General features: G+C 55.9%; 17 protein-coding genes. 14 read left to right on the top strand and 3 right to left on the bottom strand.

Going from position 1 to position 20,461, the window contains the following annotated elements:
- Positions 1-126: 126 nt before the first annotated feature.
- Positions 127-819 (bottom strand): UbiX family flavin prenyltransferase, encoded by a 693-nt coding sequence (locus ACGY09_RS21685; protein WP_397569401.1) that lies wholly within the window; start codon positions 817-819, stop codon positions 127-129.
- A gap of 296 nt (positions 820-1,115) precedes the next feature.
- Between ACGY09_RS21685 and ACGY09_RS21680 the strand changes: the two genes are divergently transcribed.
- The 3 genes from ACGY09_RS21680 (at position 1,116) to ACGY09_RS21670 (ending at position 6,705) form a co-directional block, all read left to right on the top strand.
- A complete protein-coding gene (locus ACGY09_RS21680; RefSeq protein WP_397569400.1) occupies positions 1,116-2,459 on the top strand; it encodes an AAA family ATPase in 1,344 nt (447 codons plus the stop codon).
- A 502-nt stretch (positions 2,460-2,961) separates the two neighbouring features.
- Entirely contained in the window at positions 2,962-5,244 is a 2,283-nt protein-coding gene (locus ACGY09_RS21675; protein ID WP_397569399.1) for a BatA domain-containing protein, read from the top strand.
- A 441-nt stretch (positions 5,245-5,685) separates the two neighbouring features.
- The gene (locus tag ACGY09_RS21670; protein ID WP_397569398.1) at positions 5,686-6,705 is read left to right on the top strand and encodes a DUF1559 domain-containing protein; all 1,020 of its coding nucleotides are present in this window, start codon (positions 5,686-5,688) and stop codon (positions 6,703-6,705) included.
- Positions 6,706-6,977: 272 nt separating this feature from the next.
- Here ACGY09_RS21670 and trpA read toward each other — a convergent pair whose 3' ends face one another.
- Positions 6,978-7,799: a tryptophan synthase subunit alpha gene (gene trpA, locus ACGY09_RS21665; protein WP_397569397.1), complete on the bottom strand. Its 822-nt coding sequence runs from the start codon at positions 7,797-7,799 to the stop codon at positions 6,978-6,980.
- A 296-nt stretch (positions 7,800-8,095) separates the two neighbouring features.
- On the opposite strand from trpA, the gene rpsO reads away from it, so the two are divergent.
- The 6 genes from rpsO (at position 8,096) to ACGY09_RS21635 (ending at position 15,322) form a co-directional block, all read left to right on the top strand.
- Positions 8,096-8,365, top strand: a complete 270-nt coding sequence (rpsO, locus tag ACGY09_RS21660) for a 30S ribosomal protein S15 (RefSeq protein ID WP_373652893.1) — start codon at positions 8,096-8,098, stop codon at positions 8,363-8,365.
- Positions 8,366-8,552: 187 nt separating this feature from the next.
- Positions 8,553-10,703, top strand: coding sequence for a polyribonucleotide nucleotidyltransferase (pnp, locus tag ACGY09_RS21655; RefSeq protein ID WP_373652894.1), 2,151 nt, complete (start codon positions 8,553-8,555; stop codon positions 10,701-10,703).
- A gap of 179 nt (positions 10,704-10,882) precedes the next feature.
- Positions 10,883-11,629 carry a PAS domain-containing sensor histidine kinase gene (locus ACGY09_RS21650; RefSeq protein ID WP_373652895.1) on the top strand — a complete coding sequence of 249 codons (747 nt, stop codon included), beginning with the start codon at positions 10,883-10,885 and terminating at the stop codon, positions 11,627-11,629.
- A gap of 1,326 nt (positions 11,630-12,955) precedes the next feature.
- Positions 12,956-13,942, top strand: a complete 987-nt coding sequence (locus ACGY09_RS21645) for a DUF1559 domain-containing protein (RefSeq protein WP_397569396.1) — start codon at positions 12,956-12,958, stop codon at positions 13,940-13,942.
- Between the two features lie 431 nt (positions 13,943-14,373).
- Positions 14,374-14,757: a hypothetical protein gene (locus ACGY09_RS21640; RefSeq protein ID WP_373652897.1), complete on the top strand. Its 384-nt coding sequence runs from the start codon at positions 14,374-14,376 to the stop codon at positions 14,755-14,757.
- Positions 14,758-14,845: 88 nt separating this feature from the next.
- Positions 14,846-15,322: an STAS domain-containing protein gene (locus ACGY09_RS21635; protein WP_373652898.1), complete on the top strand. Its 477-nt coding sequence runs from the start codon at positions 14,846-14,848 to the stop codon at positions 15,320-15,322.
- Positions 15,323-15,354: 32 nt separating this feature from the next.
- Here the strand turns inward: ACGY09_RS21635 and ACGY09_RS21630 are convergent, their stop codons facing one another.
- Positions 15,355-15,804, bottom strand: a complete 450-nt coding sequence (locus ACGY09_RS21630) for a hypothetical protein (protein ID WP_397569395.1) — start codon at positions 15,802-15,804, stop codon at positions 15,355-15,357.
- Positions 15,805-15,933: 129 nt separating this feature from the next.
- Between ACGY09_RS21630 and ACGY09_RS21625 the strand changes: the two genes are divergently transcribed.
- The 5 genes from ACGY09_RS21625 (at position 15,934) to ACGY09_RS21605 (ending at position 20,315) form a co-directional block, all read left to right on the top strand.
- Positions 15,934-16,905, top strand: a complete 972-nt coding sequence (locus ACGY09_RS21625; protein ID WP_397569394.1) for a DUF1559 domain-containing protein — start codon at positions 15,934-15,936, stop codon at positions 16,903-16,905.
- 336 nt (positions 16,906-17,241) lie between these two features.
- A complete protein-coding gene (locus ACGY09_RS21620) occupies positions 17,242-17,598 on the top strand; it encodes a hypothetical protein (protein ID WP_373652901.1) in 357 nt (118 codons plus the stop codon).
- A gap of 118 nt (positions 17,599-17,716) precedes the next feature.
- A complete protein-coding gene (locus ACGY09_RS21615) occupies positions 17,717-18,979 on the top strand; it encodes a deiodinase family protein (protein WP_397569393.1) in 1,263 nt (420 codons plus the stop codon).
- 111 nt (positions 18,980-19,090) lie between these two features.
- On the top strand, positions 19,091-19,483 hold the full coding sequence (locus tag ACGY09_RS21610; RefSeq protein ID WP_373652903.1) for a hypothetical protein: 393 nt from the start codon (positions 19,091-19,093) through the stop codon (positions 19,481-19,483).
- A 298-nt stretch (positions 19,484-19,781) separates the two neighbouring features.
- A complete protein-coding gene (locus ACGY09_RS21605) occupies positions 19,782-20,315 on the top strand; it encodes a carboxymuconolactone decarboxylase family protein (protein ID WP_397569392.1) in 534 nt (177 codons plus the stop codon).
- Positions 20,316-20,461 lie beyond the last annotated feature (146 nt).

Raw genomic sequence — 20,461 nt, 5'->3', positions numbered from 1 at the left:
CACGGTTCGTCGGCGGTATCGCACGAATACCCATTCCGTCCCAATAAAATCAGAATCCACCCGAACCTCAACCTGTGATTTGTCGTCCTGTTCCCGCAAAACGTTGTTCACCAATACGCAGACGGTCTAGCGAGGATCGTCTCCCCAGCGTTTCGTGAGAGCATGTTTCACCCCCAGCTGGTCGCAGATTCGTGCGACGATGAAGTCAACCAGGTCAGAAATCGATTTGGGATCATGATAGAAACCCGGCATCGCTGGCAGGATCGTTGCTCCCGCTTCGGCCAGAACTTTCATATTCCCCAGGGCGATCGCGCTGAGGGGCGTTTCGCGGGGGACGAGGACGAGTTTGCGCCGTTCTTTCAGGTGAACGTCGGCGGCACGATGAATCAGGTTTTGTGACTGCCCCGTAGCGACGCTGGACAAAGTCCCCATGGAACAGGGGCAGATCACCATTCCTGACGTCAGGAAAGAACCACTGGCGATTCCTGCCGAGTAGTCCCGGTAATGATGATAGATAATTTTTCCCGGGGGAATCTCATCTTCAGGGGAAACGGAACTTGAGGCGATCCCCGCAACGGGACCGGTTTTCAGGGGCTGCAAGAACACGTCGCAACTCGATGGCCCCTGAGGAGCCAATAAATCCGACGGATTAAAATTGTTGAGATCGAACGTCAGCCCGAGCTCTCGTTTGAAGACCTCAACTGCAGCCGGACTGATGGTGAGGTGGACGGTCTGTCCCGCTGCGACCAGAACATCAAGCAGACGCAGCGCGTAGACGGAACCGCTGGCTCCGGTGATCGCCACAACCAAATTTCTCATGAAAGTTCACCTTTGCCCGCAGAAGTACAAACGACCAGCCTGAAATACTCGAAAACCGACTGCGAGCGATAGCGTCGCGGTCACCCATCCCCCGTGAAATCGACGAATGCGAACTGCTGTTGACGCTCATCAATCGTTACGGATTGTTCATCCAATTCAACGGGCGACAAGGCGTCACTCGGAATCTCGTTCAATTGTGAGACCGAAAACTTGACCTTCTGCATACAGTTTTGTGATTTCGTTTCCCCCCTGTGGATAGGCCGAACTCCGCGTTTTGTTGAGGTTTGACGAATCCGATGAATGCGATTTGGGAATTCATCCAGCAGCAACTGGCCACGAACCAGTTATTCGGTGGCGGTCTGATCCTGATGGTCACCGGGGGGTTACTGGCTTACTTCCGGGAAGTTCCCGAACGCATCTGGCAGTGGCTGCGGCGGTGCTGGCTACTGGAAATTGACATCCTCGACCGCGATCCTGCTTTCGAATGGATCGACAAGTGGCTGGCGCAGCACACCTATTCGCAGCATCGGGCTCGCAGCCTCACGGTGAAAACCGTCTCGGTGGACTACACCGAGCGACAGGCTGACCCCACGATGGATGCTCGTCCCCGGATCCTGTTTTCGCCCGCACCGGGTGAGCATATCTTCTTTTATCGGGGGCGACTGGTCATTCTGAACCGTGAACGGCCCAAGCCAGACGGGAACAATTCTCAGTCGCTGAGCGTTCGAGAATCCTTCTCGATTCACATCTTCAGCCGCGATCGAAATATCGCACGTCAACTTCTCGAGGACGCCCGCGATGTCGCGGTACCGGCAGGTGACAATCGACTGGCCATTCATCGCGCTTCGTACTCTTCCTGGGACGAACAGATGAAGCGACTCCCGCGTCCACCGGAATCGGTCGTGCTGCGCGCGGGCCTGATGGAAAGCCTGATCGACGATGTGCGCGATTTTCTGGGTCGCCGAAACTGGTATATCGAACGAGGCATCCCTTATCGCCGCGGATACCTGCTTTATGGACCTCCGGGGACGGGTAAAAGTTCCGCCGTGCTGGCGATCGCGTCCGCATTGAAGATGGATATCGCAATCCTCAGCCTGGCAAACTCGTCACTCGACGATGACGACTTATGCCAATTGCTCTCAAACTGCCCCGTGAACTCGATTGTTCTGATTGAGGACATCGACTGCGTCTTTGTGGAGCGAAAGGCCACTGAGGACAAAGCCAACAAGCTGACCTTCAGCGGTTTGCTGAACGCCATCGACGGCGTCGCCGCCGGAGAAGGGCGGATCCTGTTCGCCACGACGAATCACATTGAACGGCTGGACCCCGCCTTGATCCGGCCCGGGCGCATCGACCGCAAGGAACTCATCGGCTACGCCAATCAGGAACAGCTCCGTCGACTGTTCGTCCGCTTTTTCGGAGACGATGACCCCTCCATGGCAGACTACTTTGCGGAAAGCCTCGTCGAAGGGACGCTTCCCATGTCCGCCGTGCAGACGTATTTGATCCAGCATGCCGACAGCGCTGACGACGCGCTGCTGGACCTGGACGAACTGATCGCCGAAGGAGCCCGGCAAATCGATGAAGATACGTCCAGCGACAAAGGATCGGAGATCCTCGCGGCAACGAATCCAGGCTGATGTCCAGAGGAGAAGTGGCGAAAAGACATGCGGTGCGGTGCCCGTTCCGAGATATCCATGGTCACAATGTCGTCGCAGATCCTCAGTTGAAGCAGGTCCTGAGGTGAGAGAGCGAATCGACCAGATCTCGCCGCGGGCACCTCAAATCGGTCAACGGCGAACCTCGGCGCCCTAGTGTCTGGCGCTGCGGACCTGGGACAAAATCTCGTTCCAGGCGATCGCACAGTGACTGCGGGCGCTTCATTACCTCGAGTCATGATGCGGAACCTCGCCGCATCCAGCCCCACCCGAGCGACCCGACGTGCATCGCGGTCTGAGCCAGATCTCTTCCGTAAGTTCCCTTCAGGAACGAGTCGACATCGCGGGTTTTGCAGTCGCTGATGACGCCGTAGGATTCCCCGATTGCAGTCGGCGTGATACGTTCGACCGGAAGACTTCTGAAACTCCTCGTCCGTGACCCGTTCGCGACACGCTAAGTGCGAAAACTCTCTGAAGTTCTCTCGTGCTGAATTTTTTCCTTAACCCCTGGATGCTCGTTGGACTGGCAGGCGTGTTGCTGCCGGTGATCGCTCATCTATTGAGTCGAAAAAAATACGATGTCGTGGACTGGGGAGCGATGCAGTTTCTGGAGCTGGATCCCAGCGCAAAGCGCAAGATCCGGCTCGAAGAACTGCTTCTGCTAATGCTTCGAATGGGCCTGATCGCGCTTGTCGCACTGGCGTTCGCTCGACCTTGGATCGGAAGCGGCTGGCTGATGGGATTGGCGGCAGTGGAATCTCGCGACATCGTCCTGATTGTGGATCAATCCTACAGTCTGGGTTGGGAAAGTGACGGCAATGGCCAGTCGATCCATTCCCGTGCCATCCAGATGGGGCGGGAGATCCTTCAGGGTCTGACGCCCGGAGATGTCGTTCAAATCATCGAGGCGCGGGAACAACCGCTGGTCCTGCTTCCCCATTCGACACGGGACCATTATCTCGCAAAAGAAGCACTGAACGACTTACTTCCCCCGTCAGGAACGGCAGATCTCGTGGCGGCCATTCAAAAAGGAATCCAGTTGCTGGCCGCCAGTTCCAACCTGCGGCGAGAGATTATCATTCTGACCGATCTTCAGGCGCGCGGCTGGAACAGCGCGGACACCGGCTTGTGGGCGAGGCTGGACGATAGCCTGCATCAATCCTCGATCGCTCCACGCATCTGGATCGTGGATGCCGCCGCAGGCGAGGAGATCACCGCGGCAAATTTCACGATTGAACGCCTGCAATTGCTGCGTGAGGTGGCCTTCGTCAACAGCCCCATCAATGTCACGACGAAGGTGAGGTATACGGGTGGAGAAGGGCCGGTCACCCGTCAGGTACACCTCGAAATCGATGGGGTGCGAGTCGACGAGAAAACCATTCAGGTCAAACTGCAGCCGGGGGGCGAAATGACCGTCGACTTCGAGCATCGGTTCGAAACGGTCGGCTCCCACGTCCTCAGTCTGGTACTGGATCATGATCCCCTGCCGGGCGACAACCGGGCCGAGGCGGTCGTCAGCGTCAGGGAGGCGATTCCCGTGCTGCTCGTCGACGGTGATCGTCAACCCGACCCCACGCGATGTGAGACATATTTCGCTCAGGCCGCTTTTCTGGCGGGCGGAGCCGAGCACCCCTGGATCATTCCAACCGTGATCGGGGCAGAGGAATTGACTATTGATCGCGTGAAACCTTTTGGCATTGTGATTCTGGCCAACGTTCCCATCCTGGATGAAGCAATGGTGGAAGGACTGAAGAAGTTTGTGGCCAGCGGACACACCGTGCTCGTCACGCTCGGAGATCGAGTCCATCGCGAAGACTATCGTACGACGTTGTACGACGCCGGACTGGGGTTGCTGCCATGCCGGATCGAATCCATCGCGAACGAAGCAGAGCAGCAGAAGCGCGGTGTGCGCATTCAAAACAGCCGCCTCGATCTCCCCTGGCTCAAACCGTTTCGCGCCGAGCGAGGGGGAACCCTGGCAGACGCCCGCTGGTCACACTGGTGGCAGGTGACCCTCCCCGCGGCCCCCTTAATCCTACAGGGATCCCCCGACGCCCCCGTGCCATCCGATCAGCCCCAACCCGACGAAGGAGAAGCTCCCGATTCTGCAGAGACTCCGAACGTGGGGACCTCGATTACCGAGTTATCATTGACGACCGGCGATCCGTTGCTTGTGACACGCCGCTACGGGCGGGGAACCGCCGCCCTTCTGACCTCGTCGCTCGATGCCGACTGGAACACCCTGCCGGCAAAGCAGGATTACGTCCCTTTTCTGCACGAGTTGCTGTTCTCATTGCTTTCACAGTCCGAGGGACGCAATGTGAATGTGGGCACTCCACTCATCCTGAACATCCCCGCAGGCCTGAATGTGGACGAGTATGAATTCCGTAATCCTGCTGACAAGGTGGCCCCCTTCGACAAGCTGACGGACCCCTTCCAGACTGCAACGCGATTGCGTAATCCCGTTGTTCCGGGTGTCTATCGGTTCCTTCGAAAAGTCCCGAAACCACAGGAGCAATCGCTTTCTGAAGAATTCGTAGTCAACGTCGACCGACTGGAATCCACTCTGACTCGACTGACAGCTGACGAGCGGGACACCCTCAGTGGCGACGATCGGATGAAATTCGTGGCGAGCGTTCCCGAACTGAGAAAACAGCTTCTGTCCGATGCGGCCCGCGCTGAAATCTGGTGGCTCATCCTCTACGTCTTCGTGGCAAGCCTGGGGATCGAAACCTGGCTCACGCGAAGAATGATACGGCCCCTGTAGCGGCGCTACTCGCGTTCCTGCGGAGCCTTTTCGAGACGGATAGGTCCCGTCCTGCCACTCCGCCCCCCTCCGCCACCTCTTCCATTGATTCCATTGACGTTCTGCTCTGCGATGAATGGCTTGAGCTGACATTGCTGCGCAAGAGAAGATGCACGACAGAAACCAAATCTCAACAGGTTGTTCAGCTCCCTGCGGAGTCACGCCAACCGGTGCCACGTTCCTGCACTGCGACACCCGTTTCCTTAACTGATTTCTTCTCAAAAACTTACACACATCAACAGATCAGAAATCTGGGAGAAAAATCACGAATCAGCCCGGTCGCTTGAAATTTCAGGATAAAAACCTGACATTATCTTTTGTTGCGACTGAGATTCAGTTTCAACTTTTCCCACCCACCACGCATCCTCTGCGGCGAAACGAAGCCCACCAGGAGAGAAGACCTTGCCATCAACGCCTGCCTCGAAGCACCGCGGATTTACGTTGATTGAACTGCTCGTCGTGATTGCCATTATCGCCGTGCTGATCGCCCTCCTTCTCCCCGCCGTTCAGCAGGCTCGTGAAGCGGCACGCCGGACGCAGTGCAAGAACAACCTGAAGCAGCTCGGACTGGCGATGCACAACTACCTGAGCACGCACAACGCGTTTCCACCCAACGGAGTCAGCAACTCGACCGGCTCGCAGACCTGGTCTGCTCAAGCCTTCCTGCTCCCCTACGTCGACGGCGGCAACCTCTATAACATCATCGACTTCAACGTCGGATACGGACAGGGGGCCAACGCCGCGAACAATATCAAAGCCATGCGAATCCCCGTACTTCTTTGCCCATCAGACCCCAAGGATCGGCAGCGAGTCTCCTCGGCGGGGGCTCCTGAACACTATCCGCTCAGCTACGCCGTTGGACGGGGTGTCTACGAGACACATCGGCTGAACATGAGCTTCGATGGGGGAGCGGCGTTCGCCTACAATCGTTCAACACGCGAAAGCGATTTCACCGACGGGATGAGCAACACGGTGGGAATGTCAGAAGTCAAATGCTTCACTCCACGATTCCACGACAACTGCAGCCTGCCACCCACCGTTACCTTTGACGAGGACGACCTGGGGAGCATGCTGGGAACCAGCGGCTGGAGTACCGAAAACGGCCACACGGAATGGGTCTCGGGTAACACCATTCACACCGGTTTCACCACAACTTTTACACCCAACACCAAGGTGCTGCATGTTGTTGGCGGTGCCACCTATGACATTGATGCAACGAGCAAACGTGAAGCGGTCACGACACCTCCCTCCGGCTGCGACGGCTCAACCTTCGCTGTCGTCACCTCCCGCAGCTACCACGTTGGAACGGTCAACTCACTGTTGATGGACGGATCAACCCGCTCCATCAGCAGCAACATCGATCTCGGTGTCTGGCGAAACCTGGGCCAGCGAGCCGACGGCAACGTCGTTGGCGAATTCTGATCCCCGCCGAAAGAAACGAAGAACCAGAATCAGAAAAGTAAGTCCAGCCCCATGACACTCTTGTCATCGGACTGGACTTCTTTCATTTCCCCACTTTTTCTCTACCCACTACTGGACCTCAAGCAACTCGGTGTCGCACGAATCCGTTCAAGCTGTCGGTGCAGGGAACACAGCAACAGACTTCTGCCGAGAAGCACCGACGCGGAACCCACACTTCTTCTCATGCCGGTCGCTCGCGCCACGGGCAGCCTCCGCCGGCAGGGCAGGGCCGATTACTTCGCATGTGCGGCGTCAGCCAGCGTCTTCGAAAACTCACCAATCTGCGCCAGCACCGCGTCGGTTTTCGCTGGGTTTTCCGCCAGTGATTCCAACATTCTCACGATGGCAGAACCGACGATGACACCATCGGCCTGTCCCCGCAAATGGTGAATCTGATCGGGAGCACTGATTCCGAAACCTACCGCCAAAGGGAGCGTGGTCTGGGTCTTCAGAGACTTCAGCATTTCCGCCAGATGAGGCGCCAGCTCCGTCCGGGCACCGGTCGTACCGGACACGGCGATACAGTACACGAAACCGGTAGCGTGCTTGAGGATCTTTGCAGCCCGTTCAACGGGAGTTGTGGGAGCCACCAGTTGAATCAGATCAAGCTGATGCGACGCCATCAACGTCGCGAAGCCTGACGTTTCGTCGCCGGGCAGATCAGGCACAATCAATCCGGCAAACCCGGCTGCCTGAGCCTCTTCCACAAACTTTTCGACACCGTGCCGAAAAATGATGGCGTAAGAGACCATCCCCACCAGCGGCGCTGCGATCTCACGACTGACACCGGCGATCAACTCGAAAATTTCGCGCAGCTTGACTTTCCTGGCCAGCGCCCGAGTGTAAGAGGCCTGGATCACAGGACCATCAGCAATGGGGTCACTGTAGGGGAAGCCGACTTCAATCAGATCCGCCCCTGACGCAGCCAGCTGCTTCAGCAATCGACCGGTTGTTGCCAGATCCGGATCGCCGACGGCGATAAATGGCATAAAAGCCATCTTTTGTGACGCTTTCAGTGCAGAGAACGTGGCTGTAATGCGAGAGGCTTGCGGCACGATGATCTTTCAGCTGTTGAACGGATTGAACTGAGGTTATAACAACTTGAGGCGAGTCACGGCAGAAGTCGATAGACGAGAATCTTCATAAACTGGAAATCGGTTATCCACAACTCGACCAAATCAGTCGAACTTTCGTCCGTTGCATCTTTTCGCTCAGACGATAAACTGTACCCGATTTCATAGAGTGTGGAAAACTGAAGGATCGACCGCGTGACATGAACTCATGTCGTTGCCGTGACAGCGAATGTCAGCGTGCGGCCGATCGAAGGATGAAACTTAGGCAAGGTTGAGCTATGTCGATTACGAAAGAACGCAAGTCGGAAGTCATGCAGCAGTACCAGCGGTCTGATGCTGATACAGGGTCTCCAGAAGTTCAAGTTGCGGTTCTCTCACACCGCATCACTCAGCTTACCGAGCATTTCAAGCTGCACAACAAGGATCACGCTAGTCGTCGCGGTCTGCTGATGCTGGTCAGCAAGCGACGTCGCCTGCTGAAGTATCTCGAAGCAACCGATGCCAACCGCTATGCCGATGTGATCAAGAAGATCGGTCTGCGCAAGTAGGCAGACAGGCTGTGGGCATTTCCACAGCTTCATCGACGCTGATCCAGATTTTCGGACCGGGTCCGATCAACTTTCTATCTCGATTGTGAAGTCGCTCCACGCGCGGTTCGCCGCTGCGCGTGTGAGTTCGACCCGTCGACGTGTTGGGGGAGTTGGAAATTGAATAAATCTTTGCAGGAACATTGCCGTGAAAGTTGTAGTAGAACGCGAATTTGCAGGTAGAACGATCAGTCTGACGACTGGTGAGATGGCCAAACAGGCAGCCGGAGCCGTTTTGGTCCAGTTTGGCGATACGGTTGTGTTTGTTGCGGCTCAGAATGGTCCTTCGCGACCTGGTACCGACTTCTTCCCGCTGACCTGCGACTATCGTGAACGATCGGCCGCGGCAGGGAAGTTCCCAGGTGGCTTCATCAAGCGAGAAGGTCGGCCAACCCAGAAAGAAATCCTGACCAGCCGACTCACCGATCGTCCCATTCGCCCCCTGTTCCCCGATGGGTACTTCGAAGAAGTGCAGGTGATGTCGAATGTGCTGTCGGTCGACTCTGAAAATGATCCCGACGTACTGTCGATTATCGGAGCGAGTGCAGCCCTGGGCCTCGCTCCGGTTCCATTTAATGGCCCGATTGCCGCCGTGCGAGTCGGCCTGATCGGCGAAGAACTGATCCTGATGCCGACCCGTACCCAGATGGTCGACAGCCGCCTTGATCTGATCGTCGCAGGCAGCAAGGACTCGGTCCTGATGATCGAAGGGTTCGCACAACAGTTGCCCGAAGCCGAAATGGCCGACGCAATCATGTTTGCTCACCGAGCCATCGTCGAACTCTGTGCGCTGCAGGACGAACTCAAGCAGAAGGTTGGTCGCGCTGACACCCCGACCCCGGAAGTTCCCGTCAACCCGTTTGACGCCGCTCTGCGCGATGCTGCTTACAATCGCCTGCGTGAAGCCAAAGTGGCCAGCGTCAAAGCAGACCGTCGCGGCGCGACGAAAGAACTCAAGGACGAACTTTTCAAGTCGTACTTCCCTGACGATGCCGCTACAACCGCCAACGGCTGGACCCGCGATCAGTTCAGCGCCGCCTTCGAAAACCTGCAGCACCGCGTCGTTCGCGATCTGATCCTTGAAGACAAGCGTCTGGACGGTCGCAGTTCTCAGGACTTGCGTGCCGTTTCCTGTCAGGTAGGCCTCCTGCCGATCGTTCACGGTTCAGCACTCTTTACCCGTGGTGAAACGCAGTCGCTGGCAACGATCACCTTGGGAACGATTCGCGACGCACAACGGGTCGAAGGATTGTTCGACGAAGTCCAGAAGCGGTTCATGCTGGACTACAACTTCCCGTCCTATTCGGTTGGTGAATGCCGTCCGATCCGTGGACCCGGTCGACGCGAAATCGGCCATGGTGCCCTGGCCGAGCGATCGGTGCAGTCGGTCATCCCATCGGAAGAGAAATTCCCTTATACGATCCGCATCATCTCCGACATCATGGAATCGAACGGCAGCAGTTCGATGGCGTCGGTCTGTAGCGCCACGCTGTCGCTGATGGACGCCGGTGTCCCCATCACCCAGCCCGTCGCAGGGATCTCGATCGGTCTGGTCAAAGAGAAGGACAAATACGTTCTGCTGACCGACATCATGGGTGACGAAGATCACCACGGTGATATGGACTTTAAGGTCGCCGGCACGCAGAAGGGGGTCACAGGGATCCAACTGGACCTCAAGATCGACGGCATCAATGAAGAAATCATCCGCGCGACGCTGGAACAGGCTCGCAAGGCCCGTATCGAGTTGCTCAAGACGATGTTGACTTCGATTCGTCGCCCTCGAGCCGAGATCTCGACGAACGCTCCTCGACTGCTCCGCACCAAGATCGATCCCGCCAAGATCGGCCTGCTGATTGGCCCCGGCGGCAAGACGATCCGCGCGATTCAGGAAGAAACGGGAGCCACAATCGATATCGCCGACGATGGGACGGTGATGATCGCCTGCTCGAAGAGCGACGGGGCAGAAGATGCTCTGGCACGTGTCGAAGCGATGACCGAAGAAATCAAGGTTGGTCGCATCTACAACGGAACCGTCAGTTCGGTCAAAGACTTCGGTGCGTTCATCGAAATCGCCCCCGGTAAAGACGGACTGTGTCACATCAGCGAACTGTCGACAGGCTATGTGAAGTCGGTCGATGAAATCTGCAAGGCAGGGGACAAGTTGCAGGTGAAGGTAATCGCCATTGATGACCAGAACCGCGTCAAGTTGTCTCGCAAAGCGGTGCTGATTGAGCAGGGTGAAGGCCAGGAAGAGGCTCCACCAAAGCCCGAATCGGAACCCGAAGACGCCGAAGACTAATCGTCGTTGAATTGATTCGAGACTCACCAGGCTTCTCACGAGGCCTGGTGAGTTGTTATTTTGGCGGAAGAATCGTCGCTCAGGTTCCTCATCAGGGAAGACTGCGGTGGCGACCGCATTCTAAAAAGCGAAAAAGCCCTTCCAGCCTCAGATACGCCGTGTTTGTGATGAGACGTGTGATGGATTCAACACAATCACCATGTGATCATCAGGACCTGGCTCGCGACCATGTGCGGTTGCAGACGCAGTACGCGGAAATCGCCTTGCTGGCAGGCGGGCTGGCTCACGAGATTCGAAACCCTCTTTCGACGATCGCACTCAATCTCGACCTGCTGTCAGAAGATCTCGCCGCCGGAGATTCACCGCGTGAGCGCAGGATCCTGCAGAAAGTCATCGCGGTCCGCAAGCAGTGCGTGAACCTCGAACGCCTTCTGAATGACTTTCTTCAGTTCGCCCGCGTCGGGGCTCTCGAACAACATCCGGCCGATCTGAATGCGATGGTCGAGGAATTCATCGAGTTCTATCAGCCACAGGCCAAAGACCTGGGGATCGAAATCAGTCCGCATCTGGCCGCGAACCTGCCGCAAGTCAACATTGACGCTCGCCTGTTTCGTCAGGTGTTGAACAATCTTTCCCGTAATGCACAGCAGGCCATGCCTCGCGGCGGCGTGCTGGAACTGCAGACGTACGAGCGGGACGGTCGGGTGATTCTGGAAATCATCGATAACGGCGAAGGGATGTCTCCCGAGACCCAGGCGAAAATGTTCGACACTTTCTACTCCACCAAGCGGGAAGGGAGTGGACTGGGATTACCGACCGTTCGGAAGATTGTCGAAGTCCACGGCGGAACCATTCATTGCGACAGCGAACCTCATCGTGGCACCCGATTCAGCATCAGCCTGCCAATCGCTGATAAAACGGAATGATTCATTGGGTAGAGCGTGCCTTGGCGACTGAACCGCGACACCACCGCCACTTCGACTCCACTAAGTCTTCCGCCAAGCTTCTCTGCTGCAGGATCATTCAATCATCCTACCAAGCTCATCAGGAAGTCCCCAGCACTTGGGAGGATCCGGCGTACAGTCCTGTGAAACACCGCGGGTGAAGGGGGTATTCTTGTTGTGAGGCAGTTTTCGTCATGGCAGGTGCCATCGACAAACGGTCTTCAAACCACATGAACACGAGGAAACCTGCAAAGTCTGACAATCATGCGGCCGATTATGAGTCGTCTCATACACATCAATGAAGTCCTGTTCAAAAAGGAAAGAAATCTCGAGAAAGGTGTTGCATATTCCGAAGTCGTGACAGTATCCTCACTAACCTCATTCAGGAGTTCTCAGTGCGCCCCATCGACACGAGTCGCGAGCAGCTCAACGGTCGTCGGTCACGACGACTGGGATGCTTCGTTTTCTCGGTCATGGTGATGATCGGAATGTCGCTGGCGTCGCCAGCTTCGGTCGAGGCGACTTGTGGTGATTATTTATCTCATCACCACATGCATGGTGCTGGAACTCTCGACCTGCACGATGTTTCCGCTATTGGGATGCCCGACCAGCAGGATGTCTGGGCCCATTTTGGCCCTGGCCAGTCGAACTCAAACAAGCCTTTTCCGCTTCGACGTTGCAATGGCCCTTCCTGTCAGCAGGCCCCTCTGGAATCACCGCTGTCAGTCCCCGTGGTAGCACCCGAACCACAAGATCGATGGGGCTGGATGTTCTCCATCCCTCTCCCGTCGTCTGACGAGTTCAAGTTCCGAGCGGCGTTCTCAGAACCAGTCCGCTCCTTGACCCTCTCGTTTCGCCTTGAGCGTCCTCCCAGGCGCTGATCCTCCTTCTGCGGACGAGGTCTCTTCGTGTCGTGAGAGAACGGACATTCCGGATCGTGAATCTCCACGATCATTGAAAGATCCTTCTCTGCAGACACTCCGAACAGCAGACTGCTTCGATCCCGAAGCGGTTCCTGGCGCAGGATTTCACACTGTGCCGCGTTTCTGTGCTGTCTGGAAGAGCACCTGTACCCGATCATCTCGATGTCTGTACGTGCGAATTGAACTCTGTGAACTCCGCTACCGCGGTTTCGCCAGCTTCGCGCGTCCTCGCCCATCATTGCAACCGTCGATTTTTGATGGCCCGCGATGATGTCGAACTGATTTGCAATCGACTTAGTATCGTACTCGCCAATAAGTCTTTTGTTTTTTTGTCGCCTGTTGCATTTCTTGTATATTTTGTTTTCGGTCTTGGAGGATTTGTTCTATGTCTCTTCGTTCTGAGCTGCGCCGTCGGGCCTTTACTTTGATCGAGCTACTGGTCGTCATCGCGATTATTGCTGTTTTGATTGCGCTCCTACTTCCTGCCGTCCAACAGGCACGGGAAGCGGCCCGTCGCACACAATGCAAAAACAACCTCAAGCAACTCGGTCTTGCCATGCACAATTACAGTGACACCTATGGGGGCTTTCCGATGGGAAAGAACACAACCGTTTCGGGTGTTTCGGCAACAAACCTGCCTGCTCAGGCTCGTATTCTTCCTTACATTGATCAGGCCAATCTGTACGCCCTGATCAACTTCAATGTCTCAGGCAACAACCCACTGAACGTTGTCGCCTACAACACGAACGTGCCAGCCTATCGTTGCCCTTCGGATCCCGATTCGCTGCCGGGAGTCGTTGGTGGTCGAAACAACTACTACACCAACACCGGCACCAGCGTCTTGAATGGGATTCCGTCTCAAGCGGTGGGGGGCAACGGTTATGGATGGCCCTCACACAACGGTGTCATCTTCCAGGATAGTTTCATTCGGTTTGGTGACATCATCGACGGCACCAGTAACACGGCACTGATGTCGGAACGCATGCTCGGAGACGGCAGCAACGGTGTCAGCACGCCACGGACAGACACCTTCCAGCCCGGAACCTATCCCGAAAACGCGGATGAAGCATGGCAGTTGTGTCATAACTTCGACGTGAACGACCTGTCCAAACAAGGAAAGTCGAACGGTGGGGTCCCCTGGCTGCAACCTGACCACACGACGACCTATTACTATCACATCATGGTTCCCAACGACCTTTCATGTATGTTCCCACCCGGCCGCATCGCCACCACGGCGAACAGTCGGCACGTGGGGGGCGTTCATCTTCTGCTTTGCGATGGGTCGGTCCGATTTTCATCGTCGAACGTCGATCTGCAGGTTTGGCGAGGCGTTGGCACCCGGAACGGAAGCGAAATCGCTTCTGATTTCTAATTGTCCTGAACGAACATCACTGCACAGTACTCAGCAGCCAGACAGGGAACAAACATGTGCCTGATGCCCGTTCCTTGAGAAGGGGCATCTCGTCCCTCGCACAGCAAGAGCAGCAAACAGCGTAGAAATCGAGCCCCTTGGGATTCGTTTTCTACGTTGCCTGACTTGAGCAGACACGAAGGCTGATTCCCGAGACGCTGGTGCTGTTCGTCTGAATGTTGGTTTGGCCTGACCCGGGAACTTCCGTCCCCAGGGGCGGTGTTTTTGAAGACGCCGGGGCAGTCCAATTCTGGAGATTCGTAACCCGGGGCACGCGGGCGATTCCAGGACCGAAGTGAGAGTCAAAGCCTCACCCGGCCTGAAACTCCCGGTAGCGCCATGTGGTATCGAGTCATGACATCCTGCATTTTCAAATTTGGTGTTGCTTCTCAATGAAACTGTTTTCGTACGCTCCGTGGTTCATGACTTGTCTGTTACTGGTCGCCTTGAATGGCTGTTCCAGATCCGCTGGAAGTATTCCGGTGAATGAATCTGCCGCCACGCAGGCCTGTGAGGAATTCCTCGAGGCATGGAAAGAGGGCATGACTCCGGAGGATCTGGTTCCCAGGATCCACGGATCCGATTACGACTGGGCCTCGGGTTATAAGCTGATTGATTACGAACTTCTGCCAGAGGAAAAGAACAATGGCACCAGTCTGGAAATTTCAGCCAATCTGACGCTCGAAGACGGCAAAGGAAGCAAAAAGAAATCCATCGCAACCTATACCGTAGGGACTTCGCCCGCCGTGACAGTCATTCGAATCGAACCGCAGTAGCCCCTTCGAAAATCAGGGGTTCGACTGCTGATGAGCCTGACGAATGACTGATGACGGGCTGGAGGACGGACCAGAAAGGCTTAACGAAATGAACCACGGTCATCTGCCCCATGAAACAGAGGAATATTACGAGGCGGAAACTGCCGTTTTACCGAGGTGCGGCAATGAGCTGGGAGGGATGCTCACTGCAACGGCATCCGAGACACACACAGCGGTCCAATCCTCCACGACTCACTATTTTCAAGATGTCATTCCTGAGCTGGAGATCTATCACGCGGGGGAATTGACCGTGCTGGGATTCGGTGGCCGCGAAATCGTGGACCAGCTGAACTTCGCTCAATGCTCCGAAGAATTCATGAATCTGGTCCGGGACTACCAATGCCAGACGCTGGCACTGGACATGACGGGAGTACGACTGATCCCCAGCGGGTTGCTCGGAGTCCTCGTCACGGTTCACCTCCAGCAGATCGATATTCATCTGTTTAATCCCTCCCGGGATATTCGCGAGGTGCTCGAGATCACCAAACTCGATCGAGTCTGGCACCTGCATGAGATCGACGTTTGAACGAACGAAATGTTCCACCTGATTTTTCGGAATCAGACCACATGATGCGGAGCAGAGGCCTCATTGCGATTCGATGCATCCAGCGCGGTGGCTTTGCCATCGCGTATCTGGCTGTTTTTGTCATCGTCAATAGCCACTCCGCGTCCGCCACCTGCGGCAGCTATCTGCTGTCGCAGGTCAGCCATCTCGCAAGCGATTCCACGGACCTCGATCCGTTTGCAGAATCCCCCGTCCGCGCGGCTCCCCCTGCGGGCCAGCCGCGCTGTTCGGGACCGAACTGTCACCGACAGGATCCCCCACCACTCGCCCCCGGTCCACGACTGCTCATGCTGAGGGCAAATGGAGATGCCCTGATTGTTCAAAGCGTCAGGTGGACCGAACTCCCGCAGCACGTTTTGCGCTGCCCCTCTGAGAACGACGTCTTGTCCTTGAATGAGTTGGCCGACCGTATCTACCGGCCCCCCAGAGCGCATGAACTGCATTCTCAACTCTGACTCCATTTATTCGGCCAGATTCTCTTCTGGAGTCTTGCTCATGCACGTCATGCCAAACTCTTCTCATTTCAGAACGAAGTTCACACGCATCTGCGGTGACTTCGAAAGGACATATCTATGTCGCGTACAACTCCTAAATCACGACGCATTGCCTTCACATTGATTGAACTGCTGGTGGTGATCGCCATTATTGCGGTCTTGATCGCACTCCTGTTGCCTGCGGTGCAACAAGCACGTGAGGCTGCCCGTCGGACGCAGTGTAAGAACAATCTCAAACAACTGGGCCTGGCCCTGCATAACTATCACGGCAGCCATAACTGTTTTCCCTTCGGTCAGGAAAACAGCGGGACCGCCCCCCGGGATAATTGCTGGTCGGCAATCAGCCAGCTCTTGCCCTACTTCGACCAGGCAAACGTCTACAACATGATTAACTTTTCCACAGGGGTCAGCGACCCTGTGAATGCGATTCCACGGGCGATCGAACTACCGGGATTGCGCTGTCCGAGCGACCCACAGCAGAATCTGAGCGGGCAGGGGGGAGGAACAAGCTACTTCGCCAACAAAGGGAACGGAGTCATCTGGACTGCGCCGACAGGACCGAATGCCGCTTTCCCCGCTCAGAATGGCGTCATGTATTTCCAAAGTTCCGTCCGCATCGCCGACATCACGGATGGCACCAGTAACACAGCCTCGTTCAGTGAACGCATCATGGCAGATGGGAATAATGGCATGGTCAGCCCTGTCGCGGACGTCTTCTTCAGCCCCGCCTCGCCCGCGAGTGCTGATGAGGCAGTTGAGATCTGTAACGCCCTCGACATCACCAATCTCGCCAATCAGTTTCCCCTGTTTATGGGGGCTCCGTGGATGAACGGGCAGCATACCTACCTCCACACGAATGTCCCGAACTCCCGCTCGTGCGGCTTCTTTCTCATCAACCGGGCGAGCATGCCTCCCAGCAGCCGCCACGTCGGAGGTGTCCATCTTCAACTGGCTGACGGATCGGTCCGGTTTGTGACCCAGAACATCGACCTTGCACTCTGGAGAGCGATTGGGTCGAGAAACGGGGGTGAACTGGTGGGCGATTTCTAACGATTCGCCGCGATGAACTTCGCCTCTGCGACAGCTTCGCCAAAGAACACTGCGGAATTATTCACACACAAAGTGCCTCCGCAGTGCAGAAAGCATCGACTTCACGGCACAGTCTGAACCTCAGGCAACGACCGCAGTTTCCCGTGTGAGCCGGTAGAGAGTCTGCACGTTCAGTCACGCTGCGTTGGATTCGATAGACCCGTTTGTCTTGTATCTAGCTCTGATGAGAGCACTTCGACAGAATCTGAGTTTCACTTCAACCGAGAAGCTTTTATGCGCCATACGCGTTCTTTTTTCTATCAACGCCTGACGGCATCCCGTGGAATCTGTCTGTCCATGTCATTGTTCGGCCTTTTGGTTCTGTCCGGCTGCAGCGGTAAAAACGCACCCGTCAATGTGGATGTTGCACAGCAGACACTGACTTCGACACTGGAATTCTGGAAAGACGGAGAAACTCCAGAATCGGTTGCCGAACAGAAGCCGTCCATCATCGTCCAGGACATCGACTGGACCAGTGGAGCGAAGTTGATTGATTACGAAATTATTGACGACGGTAATCCCGTCGATGCCAATCTGATCGCAAAGGTCAAACTGAAGCTGCAGGCAACCGACGGCAAGGAAACAGAGAAAACGGTGACGTACGTTGTCGGGACCAGTCCGGTACTGACCGTTTTCCGCGACTTGATGAACTAACCAATAACTCACGATCCCGCGTCAGTCGTAAACGGTGATGCGTTCAACTGGGAACCTTTAACGCATCATGATTCGCACGGCGACACCGAGCTTGATCGAACAACGACAGGATAGGATTATGAAGCATCTGCTAGCGGCGATCTCCAGGAGTTTCGTGATGGCATCCGCACTGACATCAGCGACGATCTTTGCTGACGACACCATCCCCTCGACCCCCACTCCTTCGTCAACCACGTTAACCGATTACAAAGTCGGTCCTGAACTTCAAAAGATTCCCGTCGAAGAGATTGAAAAGGCATACGAGGGGCGTTCAGTCCCCGAAGCCATCCGGATGTATCTGGCCATCGTGAAAGGTTCCCGCATGGGAGCGGGGGAAGGATGGTTCGGTCCCGCACTGTCGCGGCACAACTGGGAATGGCTGGTAAAGCACTGCGGTGCGGAATCCGCTACCGGGATCACTCAAGAACAGTTTTCCGGACCACCTTCCTGGTTCGCTCGACTCGACCGCAATCGCGATGGGAAGATCACTGCCGAAGATTTGAACTGGTCTGACCGTAACCCCTGGGTTCAGCAGGCCTACCTAATCAATCGACTCTTCAGGCGAATCGATCCGAATGGCGATGGAAAACTGTCACGTGAAGAGTGGCTCGCCTATTATGATCAGGTCTCACAGGGCAAAGACGAGATTACATCAGAAGAGCTGCGTGAGACGTGGCTCGCAGGACTGACATCGGGATTCCTGCCGGGGGACGCCCCCACCCCTGAAATCCTTTTGAAAGGGCTTTTCATCGGAGAAGTCGGGTCACTGCAGGAAGGCCCTGGCCTCGATGAACAGGCTCCTGACTTTGCGTTGAAGACACATGATCAAAGTCAGACGGTCCGGCTCTCCGAAGTCATCGGCAAAAAACCGGTCGTACTCGTGTTCGGAAACTTTACGTGCGGACCGTTCCGCTCGATGTATTCCGGTGTCGAGGACATCTATCACCGTTTCAAAGACGATGCGGTCTTTCTTGGAGTCTATGTCCGCGAGGCTCATCCCACCGATGGCTGGAAGATGGAATCGAACGCCACTGTCGGTGTGAGTGTCGCTCAGCCGAAGTCCTATTCCGAGCGGACGGCGGTCGCGACACAGTGCCATGCCCTGCTGAAACCTTCAATCCCGCTGCTCGTGGATGAAATCGAGGATCCTGCAGGGAACGCTTACAGCGGGATGCCTGCGCGGCTGTATGTGATCGATACAAAGGGCAAGGTCGCCTACAAGAGCGGGCGCGGCCCGTTCGGATTTAAGACGGGTGAGATGGAACAGGCCCTGATCATGACACTGCTGGACCAGACATCCACAGAGACAACTGCTCAAGGCGGTACTCGCCCCACCCCATAAATGCATTCGTTCGCGAATCACGACCGAATACCACAGGCGCTCGTCCGAGTCTTACCGGGCTGATGGAGTAAGACGATTCACCAAGTGAGTTTCAATTAAAGGATCGAAGTCATGAGCAGTGACGATGTGCTGGCGAACCAGAAGTCAATTCTGGCAAATCAGGAAGAGATTCTGGAGAACCAGGAGAAGATTCTGGCCCGGGTGGCAGCAGTCGAAGAGAACCAGGCTCGACTGGTGAAAATCCTATCCAACCAGGCAGCAATCATTGCGAATCAGGAAAATATCCTGAGCAATCAGACCAAGCTCGAAAAGGTCATCACAAATCAGGCGACCATCGTGGCCAACCAGGACCATATCCTGTGTAACCAGTCGAAACTCGAGAAAATCGTCGCCAATCAGGGGTCCATTCTGGGGAACCAGGAACACATCGTCGACAGCATTTCGAAGGTTCTGACAAACCAGGATTGTATCCTTGGAAATCAAAAGAAGATCATGAAAAAGTGACCCCGCTCGGGTCCGTTAAAAGGTCAACCCGTGACCCTCTGGTTCCGGCTTCCAGGAACCTGAACGGACGATGACTTTTGCGAGCTGATCAGAAGATTCACCCACCGATGGTGCCAGCGCTCGGCACCATGCTGGCTGGCGGGATGACCCCGAACGTCAGCCGTCTGAGCCGACTAACGCCCACGCATCGCCACGCAACTCGCGGGGATGATCTATTGATCAGGACCACGAGGTGATGAACCGGCACTGAGCGTGGCCGAGATTGCTGACGAAGTTTTATGCACTTTGCGAGAACAATATGGCTCACATCCGTCTTCCTGAAGGGGTCCCCGGCATTGTCGGACTCCTCAACCAGTTTCCCGATTCTGCTCAGCATCTGAGCGGACTGGCGCAGTCGGTCCTGCGTGGCCCCTCCTCGTTAAGTGAAGCGGAGAGGGAAGTCATCGCGTCGTACGTTTCAGCCGGGAATGAGTGCCGCTTCTGTACGAGTTCCCATGCAGCGGCTGCGCGGCATTTACTGGGTGATCGGAGTGAGATCGTCGACGCCGTCATCGCAGACCTGGAGAACGCTCCCGTCGACGCGAAGCTCAAGGCCCTGTTAACCATCGCGGGCAAAGTTCGACGCGATGGTCGAACCGTGACCCCTGACGATGTCCATACGGCGCGGCTGGCAGGTGCCGATGACAAAGCGATTCATGACACCGTTCTGATTGCAGCGATGTTCTGCATGTACAACCGATACGTCGATGGCCTCGCCACCCTCACGCCCCAGGATCCTGAACTCTACAGAGAAATGGGGAAGCGATTGGCGACGCAGGGTTACGTCGGCTGAAACACCTTCACCCCAGTTAATCGAGGTCAACACGATCCGCTTCCGCGCAGCTTCTGCTCTGGAGCCACAAAGCAATGTCGACCAATCGGAACGACGGACAGACATGGAAACATGCGTACTACCGCCCAGTCGACCTCAATCGAAAA

Source organism: Schlesneria sphaerica (assembly GCF_044336245.1).
GTDB lineage: Bacteria > Planctomycetota > Planctomycetia > Planctomycetales > Planctomycetaceae > Schlesneria > Schlesneria sphaerica.
The sequence above is the reverse complement of the archived record's forward strand: the minus strand, read 5'-3'. Positions and strand labels throughout refer to the sequence as shown.

What these genes read in the sequence shown, in the direction of transcription:
- ACGY09_RS21685 (WP_397569401.1), bottom strand. Translation starts at nt 819, where the DNA reads ATGAGAAATTTGGTTGTGGCGATCACCGGAGCCAGCGGTTCCGTCTAC.
- ACGY09_RS21680 (WP_397569400.1), top strand. Translation starts at nt 1,116, where the DNA reads ATGAATGCGATTTGGGAATTCATCCAGCAGCAACTGGCCACGAACCAG.
- rpsO (WP_373652893.1), top strand. Translation starts at nt 8,096, where the DNA reads ATGTCGATTACGAAAGAACGCAAGTCGGAAGTCATGCAGCAGTACCAG.
- ACGY09_RS21650 (WP_373652895.1), top strand. Translation starts at nt 10,883, where the DNA reads ATGGATTCAACACAATCACCATGTGATCATCAGGACCTGGCTCGCGAC.
- ACGY09_RS21645 (WP_397569396.1), top strand. Translation starts at nt 12,956, where the DNA reads ATGTCTCTTCGTTCTGAGCTGCGCCGTCGGGCCTTTACTTTGATCGAG.
- ACGY09_RS21640 (WP_373652897.1), top strand. Translation starts at nt 14,374, where the DNA reads ATGAAACTGTTTTCGTACGCTCCGTGGTTCATGACTTGTCTGTTACTG.
- ACGY09_RS21635 (WP_373652898.1), top strand. Translation starts at nt 14,846, where the DNA reads ATGAACCACGGTCATCTGCCCCATGAAACAGAGGAATATTACGAGGCG.
- ACGY09_RS21630 (WP_397569395.1), bottom strand. Translation starts at nt 15,804, where the DNA reads ATGCAGTTCATGCGCTCTGGGGGGCCGGTAGATACGGTCGGCCAACTC.
- ACGY09_RS21625 (WP_397569394.1), top strand. Translation starts at nt 15,934, where the DNA reads ATGTCGCGTACAACTCCTAAATCACGACGCATTGCCTTCACATTGATT.
- ACGY09_RS21620 (WP_373652901.1), top strand. Translation starts at nt 17,242, where the DNA reads ATGTCATTGTTCGGCCTTTTGGTTCTGTCCGGCTGCAGCGGTAAAAAC.
- ACGY09_RS21615 (WP_397569393.1), top strand. Translation starts at nt 17,717, where the DNA reads ATGAAGCATCTGCTAGCGGCGATCTCCAGGAGTTTCGTGATGGCATCC.
- ACGY09_RS21610 (WP_373652903.1), top strand. Translation starts at nt 19,091, where the DNA reads ATGAGCAGTGACGATGTGCTGGCGAACCAGAAGTCAATTCTGGCAAAT.
- ACGY09_RS21605 (WP_397569392.1), top strand. Translation starts at nt 19,782, where the DNA reads ATGGCTCACATCCGTCTTCCTGAAGGGGTCCCCGGCATTGTCGGACTC.